General features: G+C 49.4%; 21 protein-coding genes. 13 read left to right on the top strand and 8 right to left on the bottom strand.

What is annotated here, in order from left to right:
• Positions 1–6: 6 nt before the first annotated feature.
• Positions 7–1,848, bottom strand: a complete 1,842-nt coding sequence (asnB, locus tag NQS30_RS09440) for an asparagine synthase (glutamine-hydrolyzing) (protein WP_012117256.1) — start codon at positions 1,846–1,848, stop codon at positions 7–9.
• A 127-nt stretch (positions 1,849–1,975) separates the two neighbouring features.
• Here asnB and NQS30_RS09445 point away from each other — a divergent pair, with 127 nt between their 5' ends.
• Together NQS30_RS09445 and NQS30_RS09450 are read left to right on the top strand one after the other, a co-directional pair.
• The gene (locus tag NQS30_RS09445) at positions 1,976–2,566 is read left to right on the top strand and encodes a DUF2777 family protein (RefSeq protein ID WP_371136939.1); all 591 of its coding nucleotides are present in this window, start codon (positions 1,976–1,978) and stop codon (positions 2,564–2,566) included.
• A gap of 35 nt (positions 2,567–2,601) precedes the next feature.
• Entirely contained in the window at positions 2,602–2,835 is a 234-nt protein-coding gene (locus NQS30_RS09450) for a hypothetical protein (protein WP_218791557.1), read from the top strand.
• Here NQS30_RS09450 and NQS30_RS09455 read toward each other — a convergent pair.
• Together NQS30_RS09455 and NQS30_RS09460 are read right to left on the bottom strand one after the other, a co-directional pair.
• Positions 2,832–3,188, bottom strand: a complete 357-nt coding sequence (locus NQS30_RS09455) for a YisL family protein (RefSeq protein WP_007409161.1) — start codon at positions 3,186–3,188, stop codon at positions 2,832–2,834. The genes NQS30_RS09450 and NQS30_RS09455 overlap by 4 nt on opposite strands.
• 93 nt (positions 3,189–3,281) lie before the next feature.
• A complete protein-coding gene (locus NQS30_RS09460; protein WP_218791556.1) occupies positions 3,282–4,187 on the bottom strand; it encodes a fumarylacetoacetate hydrolase family protein in 906 nt (301 codons plus the stop codon).
• Positions 4,188–4,404: 217 nt separating this feature from the next.
• Here NQS30_RS09460 and NQS30_RS09465 point away from each other — a divergent pair, with 217 nt between their 5' ends.
• The 7 genes from NQS30_RS09465 to NQS30_RS09495 all read left to right on the top strand — a co-directional run bounded on the left by NQS30_RS09465 (position 4,405) and on the right by NQS30_RS09495 (position 6,759).
• Complete coding sequence (locus tag NQS30_RS09465) at positions 4,405–4,620, top strand: aspartyl-phosphate phosphatase Spo0E family protein (RefSeq protein ID WP_007409163.1); 216 nt, start codon at positions 4,405–4,407, stop codon at positions 4,618–4,620.
• 189 nt (positions 4,621–4,809) lie between these two features.
• Positions 4,810–5,031, top strand: coding sequence for a spore germination protein (locus NQS30_RS09470; RefSeq protein ID WP_003155135.1), 222 nt, complete (start codon positions 4,810–4,812; stop codon positions 5,029–5,031).
• Positions 5,032–5,043: 12 nt separating this feature from the next.
• The gene (locus tag NQS30_RS09475) at positions 5,044–5,280 is read left to right on the top strand and encodes a spore germination protein GerPB (RefSeq protein WP_007409164.1); all 237 of its coding nucleotides are present in this window, start codon (positions 5,044–5,046) and stop codon (positions 5,278–5,280) included.
• Between the two features lie 35 nt (positions 5,281–5,315).
• Complete coding sequence (gerPC, locus tag NQS30_RS09480) at positions 5,316–5,933, top strand: spore germination protein GerPC (protein ID WP_003155139.1); 618 nt, start codon at positions 5,316–5,318, stop codon at positions 5,931–5,933.
• Complete coding sequence (locus NQS30_RS09485; RefSeq protein WP_003155141.1) at positions 5,930–6,106, top strand: hypothetical protein; 177 nt, start codon at positions 5,930–5,932, stop codon at positions 6,104–6,106. The genes gerPC and NQS30_RS09485 overlap by 4 nt, the downstream gene beginning before the upstream one ends.
• Complete coding sequence (locus NQS30_RS09490) at positions 6,106–6,501, top strand: spore germination protein GerPE (RefSeq protein WP_007610514.1); 396 nt, start codon at positions 6,106–6,108, stop codon at positions 6,499–6,501. Before NQS30_RS09485 ends, NQS30_RS09490 begins: the two co-directional genes overlap by 1 nt.
• Positions 6,502–6,540: 39 nt before the next feature.
• The gene (locus NQS30_RS09495; protein WP_003155143.1) at positions 6,541–6,759 is read left to right on the top strand and encodes a spore germination protein; all 219 of its coding nucleotides are present in this window, start codon (positions 6,541–6,543) and stop codon (positions 6,757–6,759) included.
• A gap of 43 nt (positions 6,760–6,802) precedes the next feature.
• Here the strand turns inward: NQS30_RS09495 and NQS30_RS09500 are convergent, their stop codons facing one another.
• The 5 genes from NQS30_RS09500 to addB all read right to left on the bottom strand — a co-directional run bounded on the left by NQS30_RS09500 (position 6,803) and on the right by addB (position 18,929).
• Entirely contained in the window at positions 6,803–7,096 is a 294-nt protein-coding gene (locus NQS30_RS09500) for a hypothetical protein (protein ID WP_003155144.1), read from the bottom strand.
• 15 nt (positions 7,097–7,111) lie between these two features.
• Positions 7,112–10,504 (bottom strand): exonuclease subunit SbcC, encoded by a 3,393-nt coding sequence (gene sbcC / locus NQS30_RS09505; RefSeq protein ID WP_218791555.1) that lies wholly within the window; start codon positions 10,502–10,504, stop codon positions 7,112–7,114.
• Positions 10,501–11,673, bottom strand: coding sequence for an exonuclease subunit SbcD (gene sbcD / locus NQS30_RS09510; RefSeq protein WP_032866159.1), 1,173 nt, complete (start codon positions 11,671–11,673; stop codon positions 10,501–10,503). Before sbcD ends, sbcC begins: the two co-directional genes overlap by 4 nt.
• A 64-nt stretch (positions 11,674–11,737) precedes the next feature.
• Entirely contained in the window at positions 11,738–15,442 is a 3,705-nt protein-coding gene (gene addA / locus NQS30_RS09515) for a helicase-exonuclease AddAB subunit AddA (protein WP_136396774.1), read from the bottom strand.
• Entirely contained in the window at positions 15,429–18,929 is a 3,501-nt protein-coding gene (gene addB / locus NQS30_RS09520; RefSeq protein WP_015239537.1) for a helicase-exonuclease AddAB subunit AddB, read from the bottom strand. Before addB ends, addA begins: the two co-directional genes overlap by 14 nt.
• 140 nt (positions 18,930–19,069) lie before the next feature.
• On the opposite strand from addB, the gene NQS30_RS09525 reads away from it, so the two are divergent.
• The 4 genes from NQS30_RS09525 to NQS30_RS09540 all read left to right on the top strand — a co-directional run bounded on the left by NQS30_RS09525 (position 19,070) and on the right by NQS30_RS09540 (position 22,443).
• Entirely contained in the window at positions 19,070–19,783 is a 714-nt protein-coding gene (locus NQS30_RS09525; protein ID WP_079978834.1) for a DUF421 domain-containing protein, read from the top strand.
• Positions 19,784–19,851: 68 nt separating this feature from the next.
• Complete coding sequence (locus NQS30_RS09530) at positions 19,852–20,361, top strand: ferritin-like domain-containing protein (protein ID WP_007409173.1); 510 nt, start codon at positions 19,852–19,854, stop codon at positions 20,359–20,361.
• Between the two features lie 249 nt (positions 20,362–20,610).
• On the top strand, positions 20,611–21,231 hold the full coding sequence (locus tag NQS30_RS09535) for a TetR/AcrR family transcriptional regulator (protein WP_012117247.1): 621 nt from the start codon (positions 20,611–20,613) through the stop codon (positions 21,229–21,231).
• Positions 21,232–21,246: 15 nt separating this feature from the next.
• Positions 21,247–22,443, top strand: coding sequence for an MFS transporter (locus tag NQS30_RS09540; protein ID WP_012117246.1), 1,197 nt, complete (start codon positions 21,247–21,249; stop codon positions 22,441–22,443).
• Positions 22,444–22,478 lie beyond the last annotated feature (35 nt).

Raw genomic sequence — 22,478 nt, forward strand, 5'->3', positions numbered from 1 at the left:
GCACTGTTATTCTTCTATATCGATACGGTACGCCTCAAACCATGTATGGATCTGGGCAAGATGGGCGATCAGCTGCGGGCCTTTCATCAGCTGGCCGAACCACGGAACCTGAAAAGATGAACCTTCTGTCTCCAGCAGCATTTCCAGCTTCTTTCTGTCAAGCAGGGTGTGAAGCACGGAATCTTTCTGTTGTAAAATCGTTTTCAGCCATTCTGTGACCCCCTGCGTGTATTTCGGGTGATGCGTTTTCGGATAAGGGCTTTTTTTGCGGTACAAAATATCTTCAGGAAGCAGTCCTTCAAGCGCTTTCCGCAAGATGCCTTTTTCCCGGCTGCCATGCATTTTCATTTCCCAAGGAATATTCCAAACGTATTCCACAAGTCTGTGGTCGGCGAACGGCACCCGTACTTCAAGACTTGCGCCCATGCTCATTCGGTCTTTGCGGTCGAGCAGATTTGTCATAAACCAAAGCATATTTAAGTAAAACAGCTGCCGTCTCGCTTTATCTGTTCCCGTCTCACCGTCTAACAGCGGCGTTTCCGCAATGGTTTCTTCATATCTCGCATTCACGTATTCTCTAAGATTCAGCCGTTTTTGCCACTTTTCATCCAAGAGCGTGATCCTCTCCTCAGTCGACCTCATCCAAGGAAATCCGTCTTCTTCTGCCGCGGTGTGAAACCACGGATATCCGCCGAAAATTTCGTCCGCGCATTCTCCGGAAAGGCTCACGACAAAATCTTTTTTAATTTCCCGGCAGAACCATAATAGCGAGGAATCAACATCAGCCATGCCCGGCAGGTCTCTGACGAGAACGGATTCCTCCAGATGTTCAACCAGCTGATCCTGCGTAATCACGCACTTATGATGCTGTGTGCCGAAAGCATTTGTCATTTTATCGATCCACGGGCCGTCATCATTCGGCTGAAAGGCGCTCGCTTTAAAAAATTTGCTGTTCTCCTCATAATCAATTGAATAAGTATGAAGGGGATCTCTGCCTTGTTTCTCAAAATGAGCGGCGGCTATCGCGGTTATCGCGCTCGAATCAAGCCCCCCTGATAAAAACGTGCAAACCGGCACGTCAGATACGAGCTGGCGTGTCACTGCATCCTGAAATAAGTACCGAATGTGAGCCGCGGTTTCATCCAAGCTGTCTGTATGCTTTTCGCTCTTTACATTCCAATAACGCCATATGGACAAACCGTCCTTTGAGAAAGTGAACGCATGGGCGGGACGCACCTCGTGAATTCCTTTAAACACCCCGCAGCCCGGAGTTCTGGACGGCCCGAGTCCGAATACTTCCGCAAGTCCGCCGCTGTCTGTGCGGGCTTTCACATCAGGATGAGCAAGGATGGCTTTCAATTCCGACCCAAACAGAAAGGAAGAGCCGTGTTCTTTATAAAAAAACGGTTTGACGCCGAGCCGGTCTCTTGCCCCGAACAGCCGCTTGCGCTTTTCATCCCAGATGGCAAAAGCGAAAATACCGTTCAAGCGGTCCACGCACTCCTCCCGCCACTCAATATAGCTGTGCAGCAGCACTTCTGTATCAGAGGTCCTCTCAAAACGGTGGCCCCTCGCCTGAAGCTCCTTCCGCAATTCCTCCGTGTTATACAGCTCGCCATTATAAATGATGGTGTACGTTTCCTCTTGATGCGTGCAGGCCATCGGCTGGCGGCCGCCTTCAATGTCAACGACCGAAAGTCTTTTATGTCCGAATAAAACATGGGGCTCTCCCCAGACGTTTGAATCATCAGGTCCTCGTTTTGAAAGAGTGTCTATCATATTGTTCATAATATGTTTCTCTTGGACGAGCTGCTTTTGAAAATCGACCCAACCCGCAATTCCACACATGTGATATCAGCTCCAATCCCGTTTCTGTCGGTATCAAATTCGTTTCTATCAGCACTTTACCCAGTTTATGCAAAGAAACGCAGATAGTTGATTTGTCCCACTAAGAGTTGTATGAGACAAGCCCGATTTGGAAAGAACGGAAGAGAAGAAACAAACAAAGGAGACCGGCACGGTTATGAAACGAAAACAGCTTTTCTCAGAAAAAAACAAATGGGGTCGCGGCACCCTGATGATAGAGGACGGCATCTGCCTCGTCGAAAACGATGAAGGCGATATCCTGCTGGCAGACAGTCTAGGAAACGCAGACGTATTGATGAAACGCGGCGGCAGATGGCAGCCGGCACGGATTTGCGGCGGTGCGGCCGAAATCGGCGCAGACACCATCCCCCTGCTCGGCGGGGAAGAAATCCGTTATGAAAAGGCGGTCAAACGGCCGCTGTTAACCTTGCTCGATTCGCTGGACGATGAAACGTTTCTGCTGTTTCTCAGCCATCTTCACGGGTTCGGCCTGTCTGTATATGATTGCGTATTTTCCTACGATCAGGCGCTGTTTTCCGGTGAAGGCGTTTCGTTTTATCACTTCTCGGCGGATGAAGCACAATGCGCCCTGCAGCATCACCGCGGCAGCTCGGGCAAACACGACAGATTTGAATGGACGGCATCTGACGGGCGGCGCTCCATTATGTATTCAGCGGCAAGACAAGACGGCACCGCGTAACAAACAGGCGGCACCTTTTAAATAGGTGCCGCCTGATGTATTTAGCTTTGCATTTCACGCTGATTGACGCCCGGCGTTTGCTTTTACCCTTCACAGCCGTAGCTTTTGCGGTAACAAGAGTGATTGACGCTTTTGGCATCCTGCAAATCTCCTTCGCCTCATCAACATCCCCCTGTCACGGCATTTCTCATTCAGCGGCACAGTTGCGCAGAATGTATGCGCAACTAAAAAAACCCGGATACATCCGGGTTTTTCAAGCGATTGATTAAAATACGTGAAAGCCGATCGGCAAGTGAAGGCCGAGCAGCACTGTCAGGACGAGCACGATAATAAAACCGATCCACAGTCCGCCGGTTGATTTGCCTTTTTTCTTGCGGATGACGAGCATTTCCATCAGTCCGATGGTAATGATGCCGAGCAGCATTTTTCCGGCGTACTCTCCGTTCCAATTCGCAAAACGGACAAAAAGCTCAGCTCCGGTCAGAATAATAATAATGTAGAATAAGCGCAGAATCATATGCGTAATTTTTGCGCCCTTCGCTTTTCCGGAACCGTACAGCCCGTAGCTGACAAATACCAGGATAAGCGCAACGACCCATGAAGTAATATGCCAATGTGTCATTATGTTCAATTCCCCCTATCAGATCAATCTGCCTCACTTATGGTACCACAACAAGCCGATCGGAGCATTATCAATCGTGCGAAAGACACACAATTATCCGATTTGGTTCGACAGCGTGCCGATCGGTTCAATTGTAATGTCAATGCGGTCCCCCGGCTTTAAAAATTTCGGCGGCTTAAACCCTTTTCCGACACCGGACGGCGTCCCCGTCGCTATAATGTCACCGGCTTCAAGCGTCATTCCTTTTGACAGCGTTTCGATTAAGTCAGCTATCGGAAAAATCATGTCACCCGTTGATCCTGATTGGCGCAGTTCTCCGTTCACCCGCGTTTCAACTTTCAGGTTTTGCGGATCACTGACGGCCGACTTATGTACAATGACCGGGCCCATCGGGCATGTCGTATCGAGGCTTTTGCCGATAAAAAACTGTTTATGTTTCTTCTGCAGATCGCGCGCTGTTATATCATTTACAATTGTATAGCCGAATATATGATCAAGCGCATGTTCTTTGGAGATGTGCGATCCGCTTTTTGATATGATTACCGCAAGCTCCCCTTCATAATCAAGCTGGTCCGTTACGTCCAAGTGGCTGTCCACTGTTTCTCCGTGTCCTGTAACGGCAGCGGGGGCTTTCGTAAAAACCATGGGATGCTCCGGTATATCCGCCTCACTCCCCATTTCAACAGCATGATCACGATAATTTTTCCCGATGCAGATCACGTTCTTTGAAGGTCTCGGAATAGGCGCGCAAAGCTTTACGTCAGACAGCGCATACATAAATGAACCCGACTCATCATTCGGTTTTTTCGCCCATTCCGCAAGCTGTCCGGCATGCGCGACAAACTTATCTCCTTTTTGAATGCACTCGATCAGCGAACCCGGAATCGTCTCAAGTTCAAACAATTTTTTTTCAGCCTTTTGCAGATCTAAGATTTTGTCATCATCAATGATCAGACCGACAAATGTTCGGCTGTTCAGTTCCCCTGTCGCAAATTTCATGTTAATCCCCCATCATTTTTAAATCTGGCATTCCTTTATGTATTCTTCCTCCGGACGGGAAATTCCTCTTTTAAACAGGCTGAAAATAAGTGTAAAAGAGTATCAAAAATTGTCACTTTTTTAGTCATATTGACGAAATAAAACCTTCTTGGCCAAAATGGGTTATACTATTGTCATCCTATGTTTTCCAAAATAATCGAGAATTGGAGATCACACGATGAACAAAATTGAAGAAAAAAGATTAACTTTATTCGAGACAGCGCAAAAATTCGGAATCAATGCAACGGAGACCATCAGGTGCAGCCAGGAGCTGGACAGCCTTTTAAACGGGTGCCGGGGCGGGCTCATCCAACAAACGAAAGACAGCGGGCTGAACCCGGCCGCACAGATTGAGCACGGCCGCACCGCAGGAAAAAAAGAGGCTTTCTCATAAACGTGATATGTATATAAATCTGTATCATTTATGTATAAGACCCGGCATGCGTAAAGCGCCGGTGTTTTTACGTTTAAAGTTTTTTCCGCTCACAAAAATGTGCATTTGTCATAAGCTATTTTAGGCAGGCAGCCCAGATAAGCTCCTGGAGTGTAGTCATGAAAATCTTCACGAAAAGGATGTGCTCGTATGCCCGCAATTGTCGGAGCGTTTAAAATTAATGCCGTCGGTACGAGCGGAGTCGTTCATATAGGCGACTGCATCACCATTTCTCCAAAAGCAGAGGTTAAGACATTTGCCGGAGCGGGCAGCTTCAATACCGGAGACAATCTCACACTGACGAATTACAGGAATTCAACGAATGTGTACGATAATGATGTAATCGATCAGCCGATGGCAGGAAACGCATAAAGGAGGCGCCGTATGAATTTTTACGTCAATCAGTCGATCCATATCAATTACATGCGTGTAGAATCTGTCAGCAATTCCTCCATACTGCAAATCGGAAGCGCCGGTTCAATTAAATCTCTTTCCAATCTGTACAATACAGGGAGTTATGTTGAGCCGGCGCCGCCTGTCACCGCGGGGCAGCAGACTGTAACAACAGGGGGAGGTCCCGGCACCTCATCATTTGTACCGCTCCAGCCGCCAAGCCGGTAGTTTTAATGAAGGAAACGAGACGCGAGGTGAATGTCATGTATGATCAATCCGTTTCATCCTACCTGCAGAATTTAAATTCTTTCGTCCAGCAGCAGGCGCAGCAGATTCAGGAGCTCGAACGGCAGCTGAAAGAATTCCAAAATGAAATTTCAACGCTGAAGCAGCAGCCTTCTACAAGAATCGATCGGCTCGAGTATAAATTTGATCAGCTGAAAATTGAACGGCTGGAAGGAACGCTGAATATCGGATTGAATCCGACTGATCCGAATGCCGTGCAAAACTTCGAAGTCGGCCAGACATCTCCGCAGGTCGGAATGATGCAGCAGGAACAGGCGGGCCAGCAAATGCAGCAAATCCGCCAAAACGTCGATATGTACCTGAATGAAGAAATCCCCGCGCTTTTAGAACAGCTCGAAACTCAGTATGAGAGCAGGCTGGACGAAACGAACAAATATCATATTATTGAAGATATCAGAAAGCAGATGGACAGCCGGATTCAGTATTATCTGTCCCATGTCCCGAAAGAAGAAAACACGGCGCCCGCGCAATATGCCGAGCAGATTGCCGAACATGTGAAGCGTGATATTGTCAGGGCCGTCGAGCACTTTATTAAGCACATACCTGGTGAAATGAAAGGTGATGATCCGTCATGATTTTTACAGTGATTAACCGGAATATTGAAGTCGGCGACATCCGGTCTACCGGTGTGTCCAGTTCTTCCTTATTATTAATCGGCGACACCGATTCCGTCTATCTGTCCTCCATCTTTGACACGCCTCCGGAATCTCTTATTATCGGGCCTTATGTGCCGCTGGCGCCGGAATAATGTTAAAGCGCATTTCACGCCTCCGGAACGCCAAAATCAATTCAGTCGGGATTGCGAGTGTCTTTCAAGCAGGCGATACGAATGAAATCAATATGCGGATCAAAGTATTGGCCGATCAGCGTACTATTGCCTTATACAGAGATGATGAAGGCTCATTTAACAAAAAAGAATACCAGATCTTTCGGCAGCCGGCCGTCATGCCGTTACCAGAAACGGGAGTCCAAAGCGCATTCTGCCATGAAAACCCTTCAATTCGGGTAAGGAATGTGAAAGTTCAAGGGGTATCGTCAGCGTCCGTGGTTCAAATCGGATCGACGTCGATCGTTCTGGGAGATTCGCGGCTGAAACATATTAGGCAGATTGTCACACCAAGCTCACAATCACAGCAGCCCTGACATATAATGACGGTGAGACTTCTATAAAGGGTGTCGTTTATGCCAGCAATTACCGGACCTATAGCTATCAATTCCATATCGGGCGGAGTCGTAAACTTTGGTGATTCCTTTTACCTTTCTCCAAAAAGCTCTTCTAAATCTGCGCTCGGTTCGGGAGCAGGCAATACCGGAGATTTCCTGTTATTAAACAACGTTGTCAATGCGACAAACTATATAGACCCCGATGTCAGCGATCAAAATGTGGTAGGAAACGCCTAAAAAGCAGCCGCTCTTTCAGAAGAGGGCTGCTTTTGGTTCAGCGTTATTTTCGTTCATTTGCTTTTTTTGTTTTTACAAGCTTTTCCGGCGGCTGTTTTCTGATCCATTTCACAAACCGCGCGAGTTTCGGGTCACGCCGCAGCTCTTCTATTCCCGCGAGCCTTGCCGCAAGCTCCTGATTCGTATAGAGAGCGTGAACCTGTTTATGACAAGGGATGCAGAGCATTGCGGTCGGAAGGAATGTCCCGCCTTCTTCCTTAGGCGTTAAGTGGTGCTCCGTCAGCCGCACATGATGGCGGCCGCATAATTCACATGTGCCCTCGGCAGAATCGGCCATGATTCCTTCTCCTTTCTACATGATCTCCAATGTGACCCGGGTGCCTTTCCCGCCCGGTTCGGACGGATGAACGATTAATTTTTTCGGCAGACGCGCTCTCAGCTCCTGCACATGGCTGATCACTCCGACGGATAAGTTGTCCGATTGCAGCTTTTCGAGCGCTGTGACAACGGTGTCTAAGAGCCCTTGGTCAAGAGTCCCGAATCCTTCATCTAAGAAAAAGAATTGCAGCGGGTATTGCCCCCGCAGCTGAATCTGGGCGGACAAGGCAAGCGCAAGCGACAGCGATGTCAGAAACGTCTCCCCGCCGGAAAGGCTTGATACGGGCCGTTTGACGCCTCCGTTCGCGTCATCACGCATGACGAAACCGCCTTCTGAATCGACTAATATGGCATACCGCTGCCTTGTCAGCGCTCCGAGACGGGCAGAGGCGTCTCGAGCCACACTTTCCAGCTGTTCTTCCGCTAAAAATTCGACGAATGTATTGCCTTTACATACAGACTGGAGCTTATCAAGCCTGTCAATCTGTGTCTGCCAGCTTTTCAGTTCGGCCTCAATCTCTTTAAAGCGCTTATGCTGTTTTTGCATAACCGCGAAAGCTTTTGCCTGTGCTCCTTTTTCCTCCATGGCGGCGCCTGACTCAGCCTCTGCCTGCTTCAGCAGAGAAACGGATGCTGTCCATTCTTCCTCCGATATCCGGCGCTCGGCTAATTTATCAGTAACACGGCTGATATTTGCCGATAGCTGTTTTGAGGTGTCCAGGAACTCATCAATTTCTTTTTTCATTTCCTCTGCACGCCCTTGCGGAAGCAGACTTTTTTTGACTTGGTCCGGCTCGGTAAACCCGGTGTTTTTTGACCTCACGCGCCAGTCGTTTTGCGCTTTCTCAAGGGAGGTCTCAGCATCCCTGAGTGACATGAGACTCCCGGATTCCCGGCCTTTTGCGTCATTCAGTGATTGCTGCGCCTGCTTCAGCGCATCGAATAGGGACTGTTCTTTCGATTTTAACAGCTGTAATTCCTGCCGCACCGCTTCAAGCTTTGCGGAAATTGATGTTTCTTCAGCTGCTGTTCCGAGCTCTTGTTCATATCCGTCAATCACCTGCTGCAGGCGCTCAGACGCATAGTGAAGCTCGAGCCGTTCCCGTTCAAGCCGATGCTTCATCTCCTGCAGGCGTTCTTTCTCCTCTTCATGTTCCTTGAGGAATGCGATGCTTGTTTCAATGCGCTTCTCACATTCTTCTGCCTGCCTGTCCTTCTCATCTATTGAAGCCTGCCAGGCGTCAATCTGGTTTGGCGGAATATCACCGCAGACTTCGTTGTACTGATTCAATCGGCTTTCTGACAGCGATTCAAGCTCTTCTAATGAATGTCTGAGACGGCCGGCTTCTTTTTCCTCGTAGCGGATTCGTTCGGCAAGCTGCTCAGCTTGTTTCACCGTCTGCTGATGCGCGCTGATCAGTCTTGTGACCTTCTCTTTTACCGACAGCATATCCTGTTTCATTTGTTTCCATTCCAAGCGGACGGCGCTGAACGCTTCATCAAGCGGGCGTCCGCTGATGGAGGAAGCGGCTTCCAGCTCCGGAACCCGGACGCTTTGCAGAAACGGACATTCTTCGGTAAAACGCCCCGACTGCTCTTCTAATGCAACCTTGGCTGTCAGCACCTCCTGAGAAAGAGCCGCCGCCTCAGAAAGCAGCGCTTCAACCTGCTGCAACTGTTCCTGTACAGCCGTATCAGGCGAGAATGTTTCATGAGCGGAACGCGGGCGGTCATGCTGCGTCGAGCCGCATACAGGACAAGGCTTTCCTTCGATTAGTTTTTCCGATAATTCTTTTGTTAATGCAGCCGTTCTCGCTTCCTCTGAGCGCCTGCGGAGATCGGCTTGCGTTTTGTCAGCCCGTTCGGCTGCGGCTTTCAGTGAACGTTCCGTTTCACAGACCATATGGTAAACGGTTTGAAGCGTTTGATAAGCGTGCGTAATATCTTCCTCTTCCGTTTTCGCTTTCGCTGTGAGCGACTCGCTTTCTCCGTTCAGCTTCTCCACGTTTTTCAGCTGCGTTGTCAGATTGGCCCGCTCTTTCGTGATTTGTTCCTGTGCCTGCTGAAAGCCCGCCGCCAGCTGTGCTGCGGTCTGGCATTTTTTCCGTTCATCGGCGGTCACTTGAACTGCTTTCAGCTCTTCTTTCAGCTCATTCTGCCTGTTTTGGCCGCGGGTCAGGCGGTCTTTCACTCCGGCCAGCTGTTTCGAGGCGGCTTCGTATTCTTCCTCTTTTTTGCTGTGTTCCGCATTTGTTTTTTCCGCTTCTTTTTTCGCTTCAAGCAGTTTTTGTTCAATGGCTGAAAGTCTTTGATACAGCTCTTCTTCCTTGACAAGCTTCGGCTCCTGTTCGGCCTTATGGGCCCGCCATGCTTCATAGGCTTCATTTTGCCGGGTAAATGAAACGGTTTCCGCCTCTGATTTCCGTTTGGCCAGTTCGTGTTCCCGTTCAGCGTGCTGCTTCCGGCGGACGGCTTCTGTGTAACGGTCTGCGTACGGCTCAAGGGCGAGAGCTGTTTCCGCCTCTTTAAGACGCTCAGTCAAATCCGTGATGTACGGGCGTCTTTCCTCAAGCTTTTTCTCCCGGCGCTCATATTCATCTCTTTCTGTCTGCAGGTTCCAAATTTCCTGGTGATTCTCAAAGCGCTCTTTTGCCCGGACCCGTTTCTTCTCAGCTTCTTCAAGCCGTTCGTTCGCTTCGTGAAACTGCTGTTCAGCCTGCTTCAGCGCATCTTCTCCTGCGTCTCCGAGCCCGGATTGTTCGGCCAGCATTTCATTTTTTTTCGCTGCCGCTTCCTGCGCCCGCCGCCGCAATTTTTTGACAAGCCTGTCCCCGTACTGTTCCAGATTAAACAGGCGCTGGAGCATATGTCTTCTTTCCGCGCCTTTAAGCGACAGAAACTCGGCAAACTTTCCTTGCGGCAGCACGACGGCTCTTGTAAAGTCGTCAATGGTCAGGCCAAGAAGCTCTTCCACCTTTTTGTTCACTTCATTCGCTTTATCGGCCAGCACCGTTTGTTCGTCTTTGATTTCAATCAGGCGGCAGAGGGCGGTTTTTACTTTCGTTTCATCCGTTCTCTTAAAAACGCGCTCGACCTTGTAGGAAACCCGGTGGCCGGATTGAAGCGCGAATGTAAATGAGACGGCGAGCTGATCTTCGGCATGATTCAGGATGCCGTGCGTATTATTTGCGGCGCGCTCCACTTTTCCGTATAAAGCGAGTGTCATGGCATCAAGGATCGACGATTTTCCGCTTCCGGTCGGCCCGAAAATTCCGAACACCCCGGCTCCGGACAGTCCGGCAAAATCAATGGTCTGTTCCTCCCTGAAGCTGTGGAGCCCTTTTATCGTTAACAGAATCGGCTTCATGTCGCATCCTCCTCATCATCTGCTGACGCAAGCTCTAAAAACAGCTTGACCATCTCCTCATCCGGCACGCCGCCGCCCGTTTGTTTTTCATAAAACTTCTTAAATCGATCCTCAATTGATGTGTGTTTCACTTCAATCCGGTCATTGCCGGTCTCTTTTTCTTCAAAAACCGGCCTGATATGGATAAAGCCGGGATGCGCCTTTCTCAGCCGATGAATTTCCTCGAGAGAAAGCTGATCCGTCAAATGGATATCAAGATCGATCCAGGCATTCCGGTCACGTCCTTCATCGAGCCAGCCGTGAACCTCGCTCAGCCCCTGCGCTTTCCATTTGACGAGCGGTTTACCGGAAGACAGGAAAATCTCTTCCCACTTCGCTTCTCCGCCGGGCTTCGCTTCTACCACCGTCACCGATTTGGCATAACCGGCTTCTGAAAAGCTGTATGCCAGCGGAGAGCCTGAATAACGGGCAGCCGTCTTGGCGCGCTTGATCGTTTGCGGTCGGTGGAGATGACCGAGAGCCACGTAAGCCGCATCAGCCGGCAGGCTGTCAGCGGCAACTGTGTAAGCGCCCCCGACTTCAATCGGACGCTCTGAATCGGTCTGATTTCCCCCCGCGACATAAATGTGGCTCGCCGCGATTTTCACGGCATCGTCCCGGCACAGTCCGCACATGTGAGCAAACGCCTCTCTGATTTTGACATCGTAATGATCGCGAAGAAGCTTTTCCTCAAACGTATCAGAAAGCACTTCGTTTAATCTCGCCTCTGACGGATATGCCAGCGCAGCTACGGCTAACAGCTCGTCCGCCGACGGCACTTCAATATGCACGGGTTCTGTCCGCGGATAGCCGATTAAATGAATGCCGCGCTCATTTGTTAACGGAGAAGCCGCCGCCAGCCTGTCGGGATTGTCATGGTTTCCGGCAATGACGACAACCGGGCGCTTTCCGCCGTCAGAAAGCGCGGAAAGACTTTCGTAATACAATTGTTCAGCGAGCGCAGGCGGGTTGACCGTATCAAATACATCCCCCGCCATAATGACCGCATCAATGTTTTCTTCCTTGACAATGGTATTCAGCTCTTCCAGTACTTCGGCCTGCTCGCTCAGCCGGCTTCTGCCTTCCAGCGTTTTGCCGAGGTGCCAGTCAGCTGTATGTAAAATGCGCATACCGCATTCACCTCACTTTTTGATAGAAAAAAAGATCCGCTCCAAAAAGGAGCTTCGGATCTTGTTACAGTGTAAGAACGTGACCTCCATCGAAGAAATAGAGCGCACGCCCTTTCACTTTCGTTTTTGTAATTTGTTCAACCGCTTTTGTATACAATTCAATTTGTGTTTCATACCTTTTTTGCAGAATCGGAGCCGCGCCTTCAAATCCGTTCCGGAATTTCCCCTCTATCCGATCTGTTTTATAGTCCAGCAAATAGAGACCGTCCGCCGTTTCGTAGAGGCAGTCAATAATCCCCTGCACGAGCAGCGGTTCACCGGCCGTTTCGGCATCCTTGTACACCTCGCCGGCCGGAAGCGCCATACTGAACGGCACTTCCCGGTCAATCCGCAGCGCCCTGAGAAGGTCTTTCCCGATTTCAGTTCCGAAAAACTGGACAATTTCTTCTATATCAATAGCTTCCTGCTGTTCTTCTGTCAGCAGCTCTTTTTCGTAAAGCATCCGGACCGTCCGCTCCGCTTCTTCGGCAGTCGGAACGTGCGTCAGCGGTATGTGCTGCATCACCGTATGCATCGCCGTCCCTTTTTCGGCGGCTGTCAGCCCTTTTTTCATCATAAAACCGGGACGCCTGTATAAAAGCGTGTCTCCTGACGGTTTGATGAGAGAGCGGCCGCTGTATTCATCCTCGTATTCTTGCTTTCTCTTCAGCTCAGAAACTGATTGCTTCGTTCTGATAGCCGTCAGCTCTCGGTACGGATATTCCCATTCAAGCAGACGGCGCGCCTGATCATCAAATGAAAACGAATCAGGAATCGGCTCGCCCTGCTGTATTGCTTTTAGACGTTTGCTCTTTTCTTCAGCACGCTCTTTTGGATTCTCTTCCAGCAATTCACTTTGCTGCAGCATCCGGATGTGAAAACGCGACGGGTCGCGCGCGATATCCTCAGATGAGGAAAGTCCCGGCGTCCTGTGCGCCTCCATGTCACGGTGGCGGATGAGCGCCGGCCCGATAAAGTCCAAATAAGATGACGCCTGATAGCGGTCGAATTCAGAAAGAAGCCAATCGGCCCGGTCTGCTTGCGCCTGCCATTTGGCCAGCTGTTTTTCCCGGTTTTTGCAGGAACCGACGAGAAACAGCTTTTCCTTCGCTCTGGTCAGCGCCACATACAATACGCGCAATTCTTCGGATAAGAGCTCTCTGCGCATCTTTTTCTTCATCGCCACAAGCGGAAGAGTCGGATAGCTGATTCTGAGTTCCGGATGAATATACTTCGTGCCGAAACCGAGCTCTTTATCAAGCAGGTATGATTTGTTGAGATCCATCATATTAAAACTTCTGCCGAGTCCGGCGGTGAAAACGACGGGAAATTCAAGTCCTTTGCTGCTGTGGATCGTCATCAGCCGAACGACATCCTCCTGCTCGCTGAGCGCCCGGGCCGTCCCCAGATCATCGCCGCGCTCCTGCATCCGTTCAATGAACCGCAAAAAGCGGAATAACCCGCGGAACGCCGTCGCTTCGTACGAGCGCGCCCGGTCATACAAGACGCGCAGATTGGCCTGGCGCTGCTTTCCGCCGGGCATGCCGCCTGCATAGTCAAAATATCCGGTATCGCGGTATACTTCCCAAATCAGCTCAGACACCGAATGATTCGTCGAAAATGACCGCCACTTTTGCAGACTGTCATAAAAGGTTCTCAGTTTTTGATACAGTTCATCATGCCTGTCAGCGTTCGCTATATATGCTTTCAGCGCTTCATAAAACGGCGCTTTTTTCTTTTCAAGACGTATCAGCGCAAGTTCATTTTCGTCACAGCCGACAATGGGCGAGCGCAGCACGGAAGCAAGCGGAATATCCTGATACGGATTATCAATCACCTTCAAGACTGAAAGCGCCGCAGCCACCTCCACGGCTTCAAAGTAACCCGACGTCAAATTGGCGTACACCGGAATGCCCTGGTTTTTCAGCTCTTCCATTAATTGCGGCGCCCACGGCATGGAGCGCAGCAAAATTACGATATCCCGGTACTGGATATTCCGGTGTGTTTTTGTTTTGCCGTCATATACCTTAAACGGAGATGAGACAAGCTTTCGGATCTCCCCGGCTATCGCTTTCGCTTCCCAGTGCACAGTTTCAAAGTCTTCGGCATCCTCGGAGCTGTCTGCGCCATCAGCGCTGTCAATGAGCAGCAGTTCCGTTTTTGCCGCGTCATTCGGCGGATACGATGCGCCGAGCTTCAATGCCGCCTGTTCATCGTAATCCACTTCGCCGATTTTTCCGCCCATCAGCTGCTTAAACAAGAAATTCGTACTATCCAAAATATCGGAGCGGCTGCGGAAATTTTGGTTCAGGTCAATTTTCTGCCCCGTGCCTGCCCCGCTTTCTGTAAACCTTTTATATTTCCCGAGAAACAGCAGCGGCTCAGCAAGTCTGAAACGGTAGATCGATTGTTTGACGTCGCCTACCATAAACAGATTTCCCGCCTCTTCATTCCCGCTTTTAACAAGCTGCAGGATAGACTCTTGCACAAGATTCGTATCTTGATATTCATCAACCAGAACTTCATGGAACTGGTCTTGATAATAAACGGCCGCTTCGCTCGGCACCCGCCGGCCTTCTTCATCAACCGCAGTTAAAATCGCCAGGCAGTAATGTTCCAAATCTGAGAAATCAATAATTGATTTTTCTTGTTTCGCCGCTTCAAATCGTTTTCCGTACGATATCACGAGCTGAACGAGCGTTTCGATGACAGGCTTCATATCTGCTAAACTCTTTAAGTGATCTTGCGGACTTCTTGTAAAATAATCGGTCTTTACCTTTTCGATCAGTTTCTTCGCGCCGTTTCGCAAATCGGTCGCTTCGTCCAAAAGCGCTTTGTCAAATTCATCACCCTTTACCGCCTTCGCCCGTTTAAAGGAGACTGCGGGAACCCGTTCATACAGCGCATCGAAGTCATGCCGGCAGCTGATCAGCTCTTCTATCTGCTGAAGGTCATCCAGAAAATTATCAGCGCGCGGGGCCGGCCCGCCGGGCGCTTTTGTCAGTTCAAGCGCCTTCTCAAGCTTTTGTTTTGCCCCGAAAAGCGCCATTTCAGCATCTTCTCTCACATATTGGTAAAACGGAAGCTCTTCCATTTTGCTTTCTTCCGTCACATCATACAGGCGGACAAAGCTTTGCAGCCATACTTCCGGGTCAGGATGCGACCGGGAATACTCGTACACCCGTTTGACAAGGTCTTGAAGATCAAGATCATGCCTGTCTGTCGTATATCTGTCCGCAAGCTCAAAAAACGCCTGATTCCCTTTTGCGTATTCATCTTCAAACAGCTCATCAAGAACTTCGTCTCCGAGCAATTCGCCTTCCGTCTGGTCAGCCATCCGAAAACCGGGGTCAAGATCAATCATATAATAATATTTTTTAAGCACTTGCAGACAGAAAGAGTGAAGCGTCGAAATGCTCGCCCGATTCAAGAGAGAGAGCTGCCGTCTGATATGCAGAGATCCCGGATTTTTGGCGAGCTCTTTTTCTAATGCTTCCGCGATCCGATGCTTCATCTCCGCTGCTGAGGCGTTTGTAAAGGTCACCACAAGGAGCCTGTCAACATCAACCGGATCTTCTTCCGCGGTTATCTTTCTGATCATCCGTTCCACGAGCACGGCCGTTTTACCTGATCCGGCTGCGGCAGCGACCAGAATATCGCGGCCGGAAGAAACGATGGCGCTCCATTGGTCATCCGTCCATATGCTGTCTTTCGGTTTAGGAATTTGCATCATCATCCGCCTCCTTCTTCAGCCAATCCAGTATGGTGCCGTCTTTTTCCGCTTTCAGGCTGCGGTATTCATTTTCCTTAAGCGACTCATCAAACTGGCACACCGATTGAAACGCACAGTACGTACAAGGCGTCTTATCTTTCAGCTTATACGGAGTAATGGACACAAGCCCGTCCGTTATCGCTTCGCCCGCCTGTTCAAATGTCCGCCGCACATGGTCTGTCAGCAGATGAAAGTCCCGTTCGCTGACCGCGGCTGAGTCGGATCTTAAAGAACCGTCCTTTTTCAAACCGGCATTGACGATATTTGAACGCCCTTCCTCCAAAGTCGTGTCCATCAGGCTGATCGCCTCCCGGTCACCGAGGAGAAGGCCTTTCATTTTAAATTTCTTAAAAATTTCCTGCTCGATTTCATCAAGCCCCATCGGCAGACTGGCCTGAATCATCGGATCGTGGATATGGAAATACAAAACGCCTGCCGGGGTCGCTTTCATGCCGAGCCAATCTTCGGAATGTGTAATCGATAAGTCAAGATATGTGAGCATTTGCAGAGCGAGCCCGTAATACACCTCAGCCAGATCAAGCCCCCTGTCGCTTGATTTATAATCAACGATTCTCAGCAGCAGGCCTTTTGAACTTTCCGCTTTATCCACGCGGTCGATCCGTCCGACGAGTTCCATCGTACAGCCGTTTTTCAGCGTGAAAGTGAGCGGAGGCAGCGGCCCGCTTCCGCCGAAACCGAGTTCAAGACCGACCGGGACGAAACCGCTCGCCTTCGCATGCTCGCTTAATATGCCAGAAACACGCGTGACGATCTTCTGCAGTTTTTCCTTCACATAAAAGTGTCTGTTTGAGCTGAGCAGAATCTCTTTTTGCAGCTTTGGCGCAAGCCGTTCCACCGCTTCATAGGAGAAATTCCGGCACTGATCTTTCGTCAGATCGCGCCATTCCAGCTTCTGCTCACGAAGCCGGTCTGAAATCAGCTTCAGGCTGGAGTGAAACAGCTGGCCGATATCCGGCGCGTCCAGCTTGAAAAACTGCCGCTCTTTTAATTGAAGCCCGTGAGATGCAAAATGAGAAAACTGGCAGGCATTAAACGCCTCCATCCGGGAGACGCTTCCTTTAATATGCTCGCCGTAAAGCTGGCGCGAAACAGGCCGTTCAAGACGCTTCGCCTCATTGCGGAAAAACAAGCTTGAAAACAGCTTTTTCGCACGCCGGTGATCAGGCTCTTTCATCAGCACATTGTATGCGCTCCACCATACGTCACTGATCTCGTACTCTCTTGTCCACAGCCTGAGCTGACTTGCCGTATATGTCTGAGCCACCTGTTTATTGACGAGATACTGAAGCTGCTCTTCTTCGCTTACCTGCTCGGGATCAGCCGCTGACAGCTTTTCCTGATGATCGGGAAACAGCTCGCCAAGCCGGTTTACAACGATTGACGGCAGGAGCGTTTTTCCTTCCGCATCGGCAATCGGGTATGACACATAAAGACGGTCAGACGGACTCGACAGCGCCATATAGATGAGAAAATGCTCATCAAGCAGCCGCTCACGCCCCGCGGAAGACAGCTCCACTCCGACTGCTTTCAGCCACTCCCGGTCATCATCAGACAGCACGCCGTTTTCATCCGGGCGCGCCGGAAGAACGCCGTCATTGGCCCCGATGACGAATGTGCAGGACGTGCCGTACATTCTTGAGAGATCCATATTCCCTACAAATACTTGGTCAAGCGCAGGCGGAATTAAAGAAAAATGAAGCGATTCCGTTCCCGTTTCAAGCATTTGCTGGAACAGCGCCAAAGATATTTCATCTTCACCCATCATGCCGGCAAACTCCTCGAGAAGCTGGATAACGGCATCCCACGCCTGGCCGTGCTGCTGCGCTTCGATCATGTTTCCGGCCTCTTCGGCCCGCTGCCTTTTCCGGTCCAGCTTCAGGGGAACATCGGTATCTTCCAAAAAGAGATAAAGAGCCTCCGCCATGCTTTGAACCGTTTTCGCTTTTTTCATCCGGTTTTGAAGCCGGACAAGGGGCGCGGCCATCCACTCTTTCGTCTCATTCAGCATGTTCTCCATCTCTATTTCCTGATCCGTCTGCGCGAAATCCTCATCGAGCGATACGAAGCGCCTGTATACAAACCGCTCGCCGCTCGTCCAGCGCTCCCCTTTAATGCCGTAGGCGATACAGTAATTTTCAAGCTGATCAACCTGCTCCCGTATTTTCTGCTCCGGCTGATCAAGCGGGAATAACAGTTCGGTTTTCGCACAGCGGAACACCGCTTCATATCTCCAGTTCCCCTTCACGACATCCAGGCTTGAACGGATGAATTCAATAAGCGGGTGATGCTGCATAGAAGCTTTTCCGTCAATAAAATAAGGAAGCCCGTAATCGGCAAACACTTCCTTCAGCAAATCTTTATAATCTTCCGGCTGACGGATGAGAATCGCCATATCTTTGTACCGGTATCCTCCGTCCCGGACAAGTGATTGAATTTCCCGGGCAATACCTTCAAGCTCAGCTCTTCTGTTTTGCGCCTGCATGACGGTAAAAGCTTCCTGTCCGCCGGTATACGCCGCGGCGGGACGCACATCGTACTGCGACTCTATACAGGCAAGCTCCGGCGCATGCTGATGCCGCTTCGTGCCATGCAGTTCCTTGCAGGAAATATCGGCATTCAATTCCTTTGCCGTCTGATAAAGCTTATAGTATGTGCTTCCCGTCATTCTGAACAGATCGAGCTCATCCGGTGCCTGTTCCGCCGAAGGGCTGTCCGCCGTCAGCGAGAATGTGACATGTTCAGCATGCATGATCAGCTGCTCCAGCACCCTTAATTCCTGCGGCGTAAATTGATAGAATCCGTCGACGTAAACACGGGCGCCTTTTACAACGTCCGCCAAAGGAATCTGCTGAGCGAGCAGCGTCAAATAATCCTCTGAATGCAAATAGTGTCCGGCGAGGCTTCTTTCCATCTGCTGATATAAAATGCCTAAATCATGAAGTTTTTCAGACAGCATCCGCTCTCCGCGATATTCTGACGCCGTTCCGCTTTCCGCCATGCGTCGGACGTCTTCAGGCTCTATACAGTACCGCTTAAACTCTGTCAGCATCCGTTCCACCTGCTCAGTGAACCCGGTTTTGTCACTCGCTTTTTGATACACTTTAAACTCGTGCTTATGTTCTTCAATCAATTTCCTTAAAAGCATCTGCACACCCGTCGTCGTCACAAACGGGCGGTTCATGCCCCCGGTATGCTGAAGCACGCGCCACGCCAAACGCGAAAAACTGAACACTTGAGCGCGTATCATGCCGCCGATATCCGGCGTTTTAGCAAGCTCATATTCCATTAAAAACGTCATTTGATCCGGGACTAGAAAAATGATCGGTTTCCCGAACGGCTCCCGGCGCAGTTCATCTTGAATGCTGTCGATAATCAGCCTCGTTTTCCCACTCCCCGATCTGCCTACTAAAAACTCAACACCCAATTAGAAGACCCCTCTCTTTTTATCTTTCTACATTTTATCGAAAGTTGACGAAAATGACCAATCTCATCTGCTGGTAAAAACGGGATGACTGTTTTAAAAAATATCGTTTTTGACCAAAATAAAGAAAAAAAGGACTAATGATGATGTCAGAATATCCCGAAGTAATTGTACGGACGGCTCTGTCGTTCAGCATTCTGTTTATCGGCGCCCGGATACTCGGTAAACAAACCATTTCACAGATGACGCTTTTTGATTTCATTGCGGCCATCTCGCTCGGCGCTATCACGGCAAATCTGTCGTTTAATACAAAGCTGCCGATTCATTATCATGTCATTGCCTACATTATTTTCGTGGCAATCATTTACCTTGTCGCATATCTTTCTATGAAAAACAGGGCTCTTAGGGGTTTCTTTGCAGGCAAACCGACCATTATCATTCAAAACGGTAAAATACTTGAGCATAATATGAAAACGATGCGTTATACCATCGACTACTTGAACCAGCAGCTGCGTGTAAATGACGTATTTGACATTTCTCAGGTTCAGACTGCCATCATTGAAACAAACGGCAGCATGTCAGTGGAGGTCAAACCGGAATTTGCGCCCGTTACAAGAAAGGATCTCGGCATCTTTGCCGGACATGAAAAGAACTTTGCCGTTGAGCTGGTTATGGACGGCCGGCTGGTGATGAAGAATCTGGAAGAAAACCACGTATCGGAAAAATGGCTGAGAGAAGAATTGGACAAGAGAAACCTCAAACCGGAAGACGTCGTATACGCTGTGCGCGGAAGCAACGGCCGGCTTTTTGTCGACACATACGACGACCATATTACATCGCCGCTAGATCAAGAATAAACATGACATCCGCACATGTCACGGGCTGCCGCCGTATAATACCCTATAAACATCCGGGGGTGAGTCCAATGCACGAGAATTTTTTTCATTATACAGCCATCTGCAGTGACGATTCTGTGCTTATCAAGGATCTGGTAAAATCCATAAACGGTGAATACAGCGCTGTGATTTGCTACTCAATATTAGCCGAAAAAGCGCCGACCGCAGAAATCAGAAGACGAATCGAACATATCAGAGAGGAAGAAGTGCGCCACCTGCACGCTTTCTCTTCACTGTATACGTCAATTACCGGAAAACAGTTGACGCCGAAACAGACGGAGCATTGTCCGCACACATACAGAGAAGGACTGAGGGCGGCGTTTTATGATGAGCAGAAAACGAATGATTTTTATTTGCAGGCATCCGATAGAGCGGTGCATCCGGAAGCGAAGCGGTTATTTGCCCGCACGGCATTTGACGAACAGCGTCATGCCGTCTGGTTTTTATACGATATGGCCCACTCTCCTTCCCACCATACAGGGGGAACGGTATCAAACGCGCCGAACACAAGCTACACCGAGGTGAATACCGGCAAATAACGGTTCAGGCAGATCACGCTCCCCCGCCGGGAGTCTTCAGACCGCTGACAAACCCCGTTCTTTCAACATGAGAGAATGGGGTTTACTTTTGAGCCGTTTTATACTCCCTCTAAACAATGGATACCTTCTTCATTGTATAATCAGCAAAAACCCTTTATAATAAAATAAACCAACTGGTCGGTTTTAAACGAACCGAGCCCCGCTTTGCCGGGACAACGATATGAATGAGGCGGAAAGGATCTGTGTGAAGTGACAAATACAAAAGGCGGTGCCGGAAAGAGCGAAAAGACGAAGAACAGGCTCGTATCCGCTTCGCGTGACTTATTTGCAAAAAAAGGATATTCAGAAACATCGATTCGGGATATTTTAGAGGCGGCCGAAATCAGTAAAGGCAATCTATATCACCATTTTAAAGGAAAAGAGTTTCTGTTTCTTCATATCATGGAAGAGGATCACCGCGTGATGATCGAGACGTGGAGGGAAATGGAAGCTGATCTGAAAGATGCTGCCGAAAAACTGGCGGGCTTTGCGGAGCTGCTCAGCCGGATGAGCATCAATTACCCGCTTATGAGAGCAAGTGAAGAGTTTTATGCGAGTGCGTTTACGTCAGAGGAGGTCGTAAAGCGGCTCAACAAAATTGATATTGAATATGACGATGTGATGAGAGAGATCTTAGAAGAGGGAAATCAAGACGGCAGCTGGTCCATTCATCATGTCGAATCAAAAGTAAAAATCCTGCTATCCGTCTTCTACGGTTTAGATGTGTTATATAAAAACGATACCATTCAGCAAAGAATCGAATTGCAAAAAGAAGCCATCTCCGTGTTTATTCACGGGTCGATCAGCGCTGATAAACAGAATGACAGCTGACAAAGGAGAAACAACATGCAAAAACCGATCAGAGAACAAAAGGCTGTACTCATCATCTTATTAAGCAACATATTTATTGCGTTTTTAGGCATCGGATTGATCATTCCCGTTATGCCGCTGTTTATGAATGTGATGCACTTGACGGGCAGCACAATGGGATACCTTGTCGCTGCCTTCGCCGTTGCGCAGTTAATTGCATCCCCCATTGCGGGGAGATGGGTTGACCGCTTCGGCAGAAAAATCATGATTCTCGCCGGACTGTTTTTGTTCGCATTATCCGAACTGACCTTCGGATTGGGCACACATGTCTCCATTTTATATTTCGCAAGGGTGCTGGGGGGCATCAGTGCCGCTTTTATCATGCCCGCTGTTACAGCGTATGTCGCAGATATTACGACGGTGCAGGAAAGATCGAAGGCGATGGGCTATGTATCTGCCGCCATCAGCACAGGGTTTATCATCGGGCCCGGCATAGGAGGATTTATTGCCGATCACGGCGTTCGTATGCCGTTTTTCTTTGCGGCGGGAATTGCATTTATCGCAGTGATTTCCTCTGTCTTTATGCTGAAAGAGCCGTTAACTAAAGAAGAACGCGCAAAGCAGATGGAAAGCGTCAAAGAATCAACTTTCTTAAAAGATTTGAAAAAGTCGATTCATCCAAACTACTTGATCGCCTTTATCATCGTTTTTGTTTTGGCATTCGGGCTGTCGGCGTACGAAACGGTATTCAGCTTATTTACAAACCATAAATTCGGCTTCACGCCAAAGGATATCGCCATTATTATTACGTTCAGCTCCATTGTGGCGGTCCTCATTCAAGTACTCGCGTTCGGAAGACTTGTCAACTTCCTCGGGGAGAAAAAAGTCATTCAGCTTTGTCTGATCATCGGCGCCGTGCTGGCTTTCGTTTCTACGGTGATGTCAGGATTTTTGCCCGTGCTCGCTGTCACCTGCATCATTTTCCTTGCGTTTGATTTACTGCGCCCGGCACTGACTACTTATTTATCGAAAATCGCAGGAAATCAGCAGGGGTTTGTTGCCGGTATGAACTCAACATACACGAGTTTGGGCACCATTTTCGGCCCGGCTCTGGGCGGTATTTTATTTGATATGAATATTCACTTCCCGTTTCTGTTCGCAGGTGTGGTTTTATTTCTCGGTCTGGGATTGACCTTTGTGTGGAAAGGAAAAGCGGGCGAGGTTTCGGAGTAGGGTGCACTCACCCATCTCCGGAGCTTTTTTTGCGT

Origin of the sequence: Bacillus sp. B1(2022), assembly GCF_040259625.1 — a bacterium.
GTDB classification, from domain to species: Bacteria; Bacillota; Bacilli; order Bacillales; family Bacillaceae; genus Bacillus; species Bacillus velezensis.

Bases quoted from the DNA above. Each gene is read 5' to 3' on its own strand.
- asnB (WP_012117256.1), bottom strand. From the start codon at position 1,848: ATGTGTGGAATTGCGGGTTGGGTCGATTTTCAAAAGCAGCTCGTCCAA.
- NQS30_RS09450 (WP_218791557.1), top strand. From the start codon at position 2,602: ATGTATTTAGCTTTGCATTTCACGCTGATTGACGCCCGGCGTTTGCTT.
- NQS30_RS09455 (WP_007409161.1), bottom strand. From the start codon at position 3,188: ATGACACATTGGCATATTACTTCATGGGTCGTTGCGCTTATCCTGGTA.
- NQS30_RS09460 (WP_218791556.1), bottom strand. From the start codon at position 4,187: ATGAAATTTGCGACAGGGGAACTGAACAGCCGAACATTTGTCGGTCTG.
- NQS30_RS09465 (WP_007409163.1), top strand. From the start codon at position 4,405: ATGAACAAAATTGAAGAAAAAAGATTAACTTTATTCGAGACAGCGCAA.
- NQS30_RS09470 (WP_003155135.1), top strand. From the start codon at position 4,810: ATGCCCGCAATTGTCGGAGCGTTTAAAATTAATGCCGTCGGTACGAGC.
- NQS30_RS09475 (WP_007409164.1), top strand. From the start codon at position 5,044: ATGAATTTTTACGTCAATCAGTCGATCCATATCAATTACATGCGTGTA.
- gerPC (WP_003155139.1), top strand. From the start codon at position 5,316: ATGTATGATCAATCCGTTTCATCCTACCTGCAGAATTTAAATTCTTTC.
- NQS30_RS09485 (WP_003155141.1), top strand. From the start codon at position 5,930: ATGATTTTTACAGTGATTAACCGGAATATTGAAGTCGGCGACATCCGG.
- NQS30_RS09490 (WP_007610514.1), top strand. From the start codon at position 6,106: ATGTTAAAGCGCATTTCACGCCTCCGGAACGCCAAAATCAATTCAGTC.
- NQS30_RS09495 (WP_003155143.1), top strand. From the start codon at position 6,541: ATGCCAGCAATTACCGGACCTATAGCTATCAATTCCATATCGGGCGGA.
- NQS30_RS09500 (WP_003155144.1), bottom strand. From the start codon at position 7,096: ATGGCCGATTCTGCCGAGGGCACATGTGAATTATGCGGCCGCCATCAT.
- sbcC (WP_218791555.1), bottom strand. From the start codon at position 10,504: ATGAAGCCGATTCTGTTAACGATAAAAGGGCTCCACAGCTTCAGGGAG.
- sbcD (WP_032866159.1), bottom strand. From the start codon at position 11,673: ATGCGCATTTTACATACAGCTGACTGGCACCTCGGCAAAACGCTGGAA.
- addA (WP_136396774.1), bottom strand. From the start codon at position 15,442: ATGCAAATTCCTAAACCGAAAGACAGCATATGGACGGATGACCAATGG.
- NQS30_RS09525 (WP_079978834.1), top strand. From the start codon at position 19,070: ATGATGTCAGAATATCCCGAAGTAATTGTACGGACGGCTCTGTCGTTC.
- NQS30_RS09530 (WP_007409173.1), top strand. From the start codon at position 19,852: ATGCACGAGAATTTTTTTCATTATACAGCCATCTGCAGTGACGATTCT.
- NQS30_RS09540 (WP_012117246.1), top strand. From the start codon at position 21,247: ATGCAAAAACCGATCAGAGAACAAAAGGCTGTACTCATCATCTTATTA.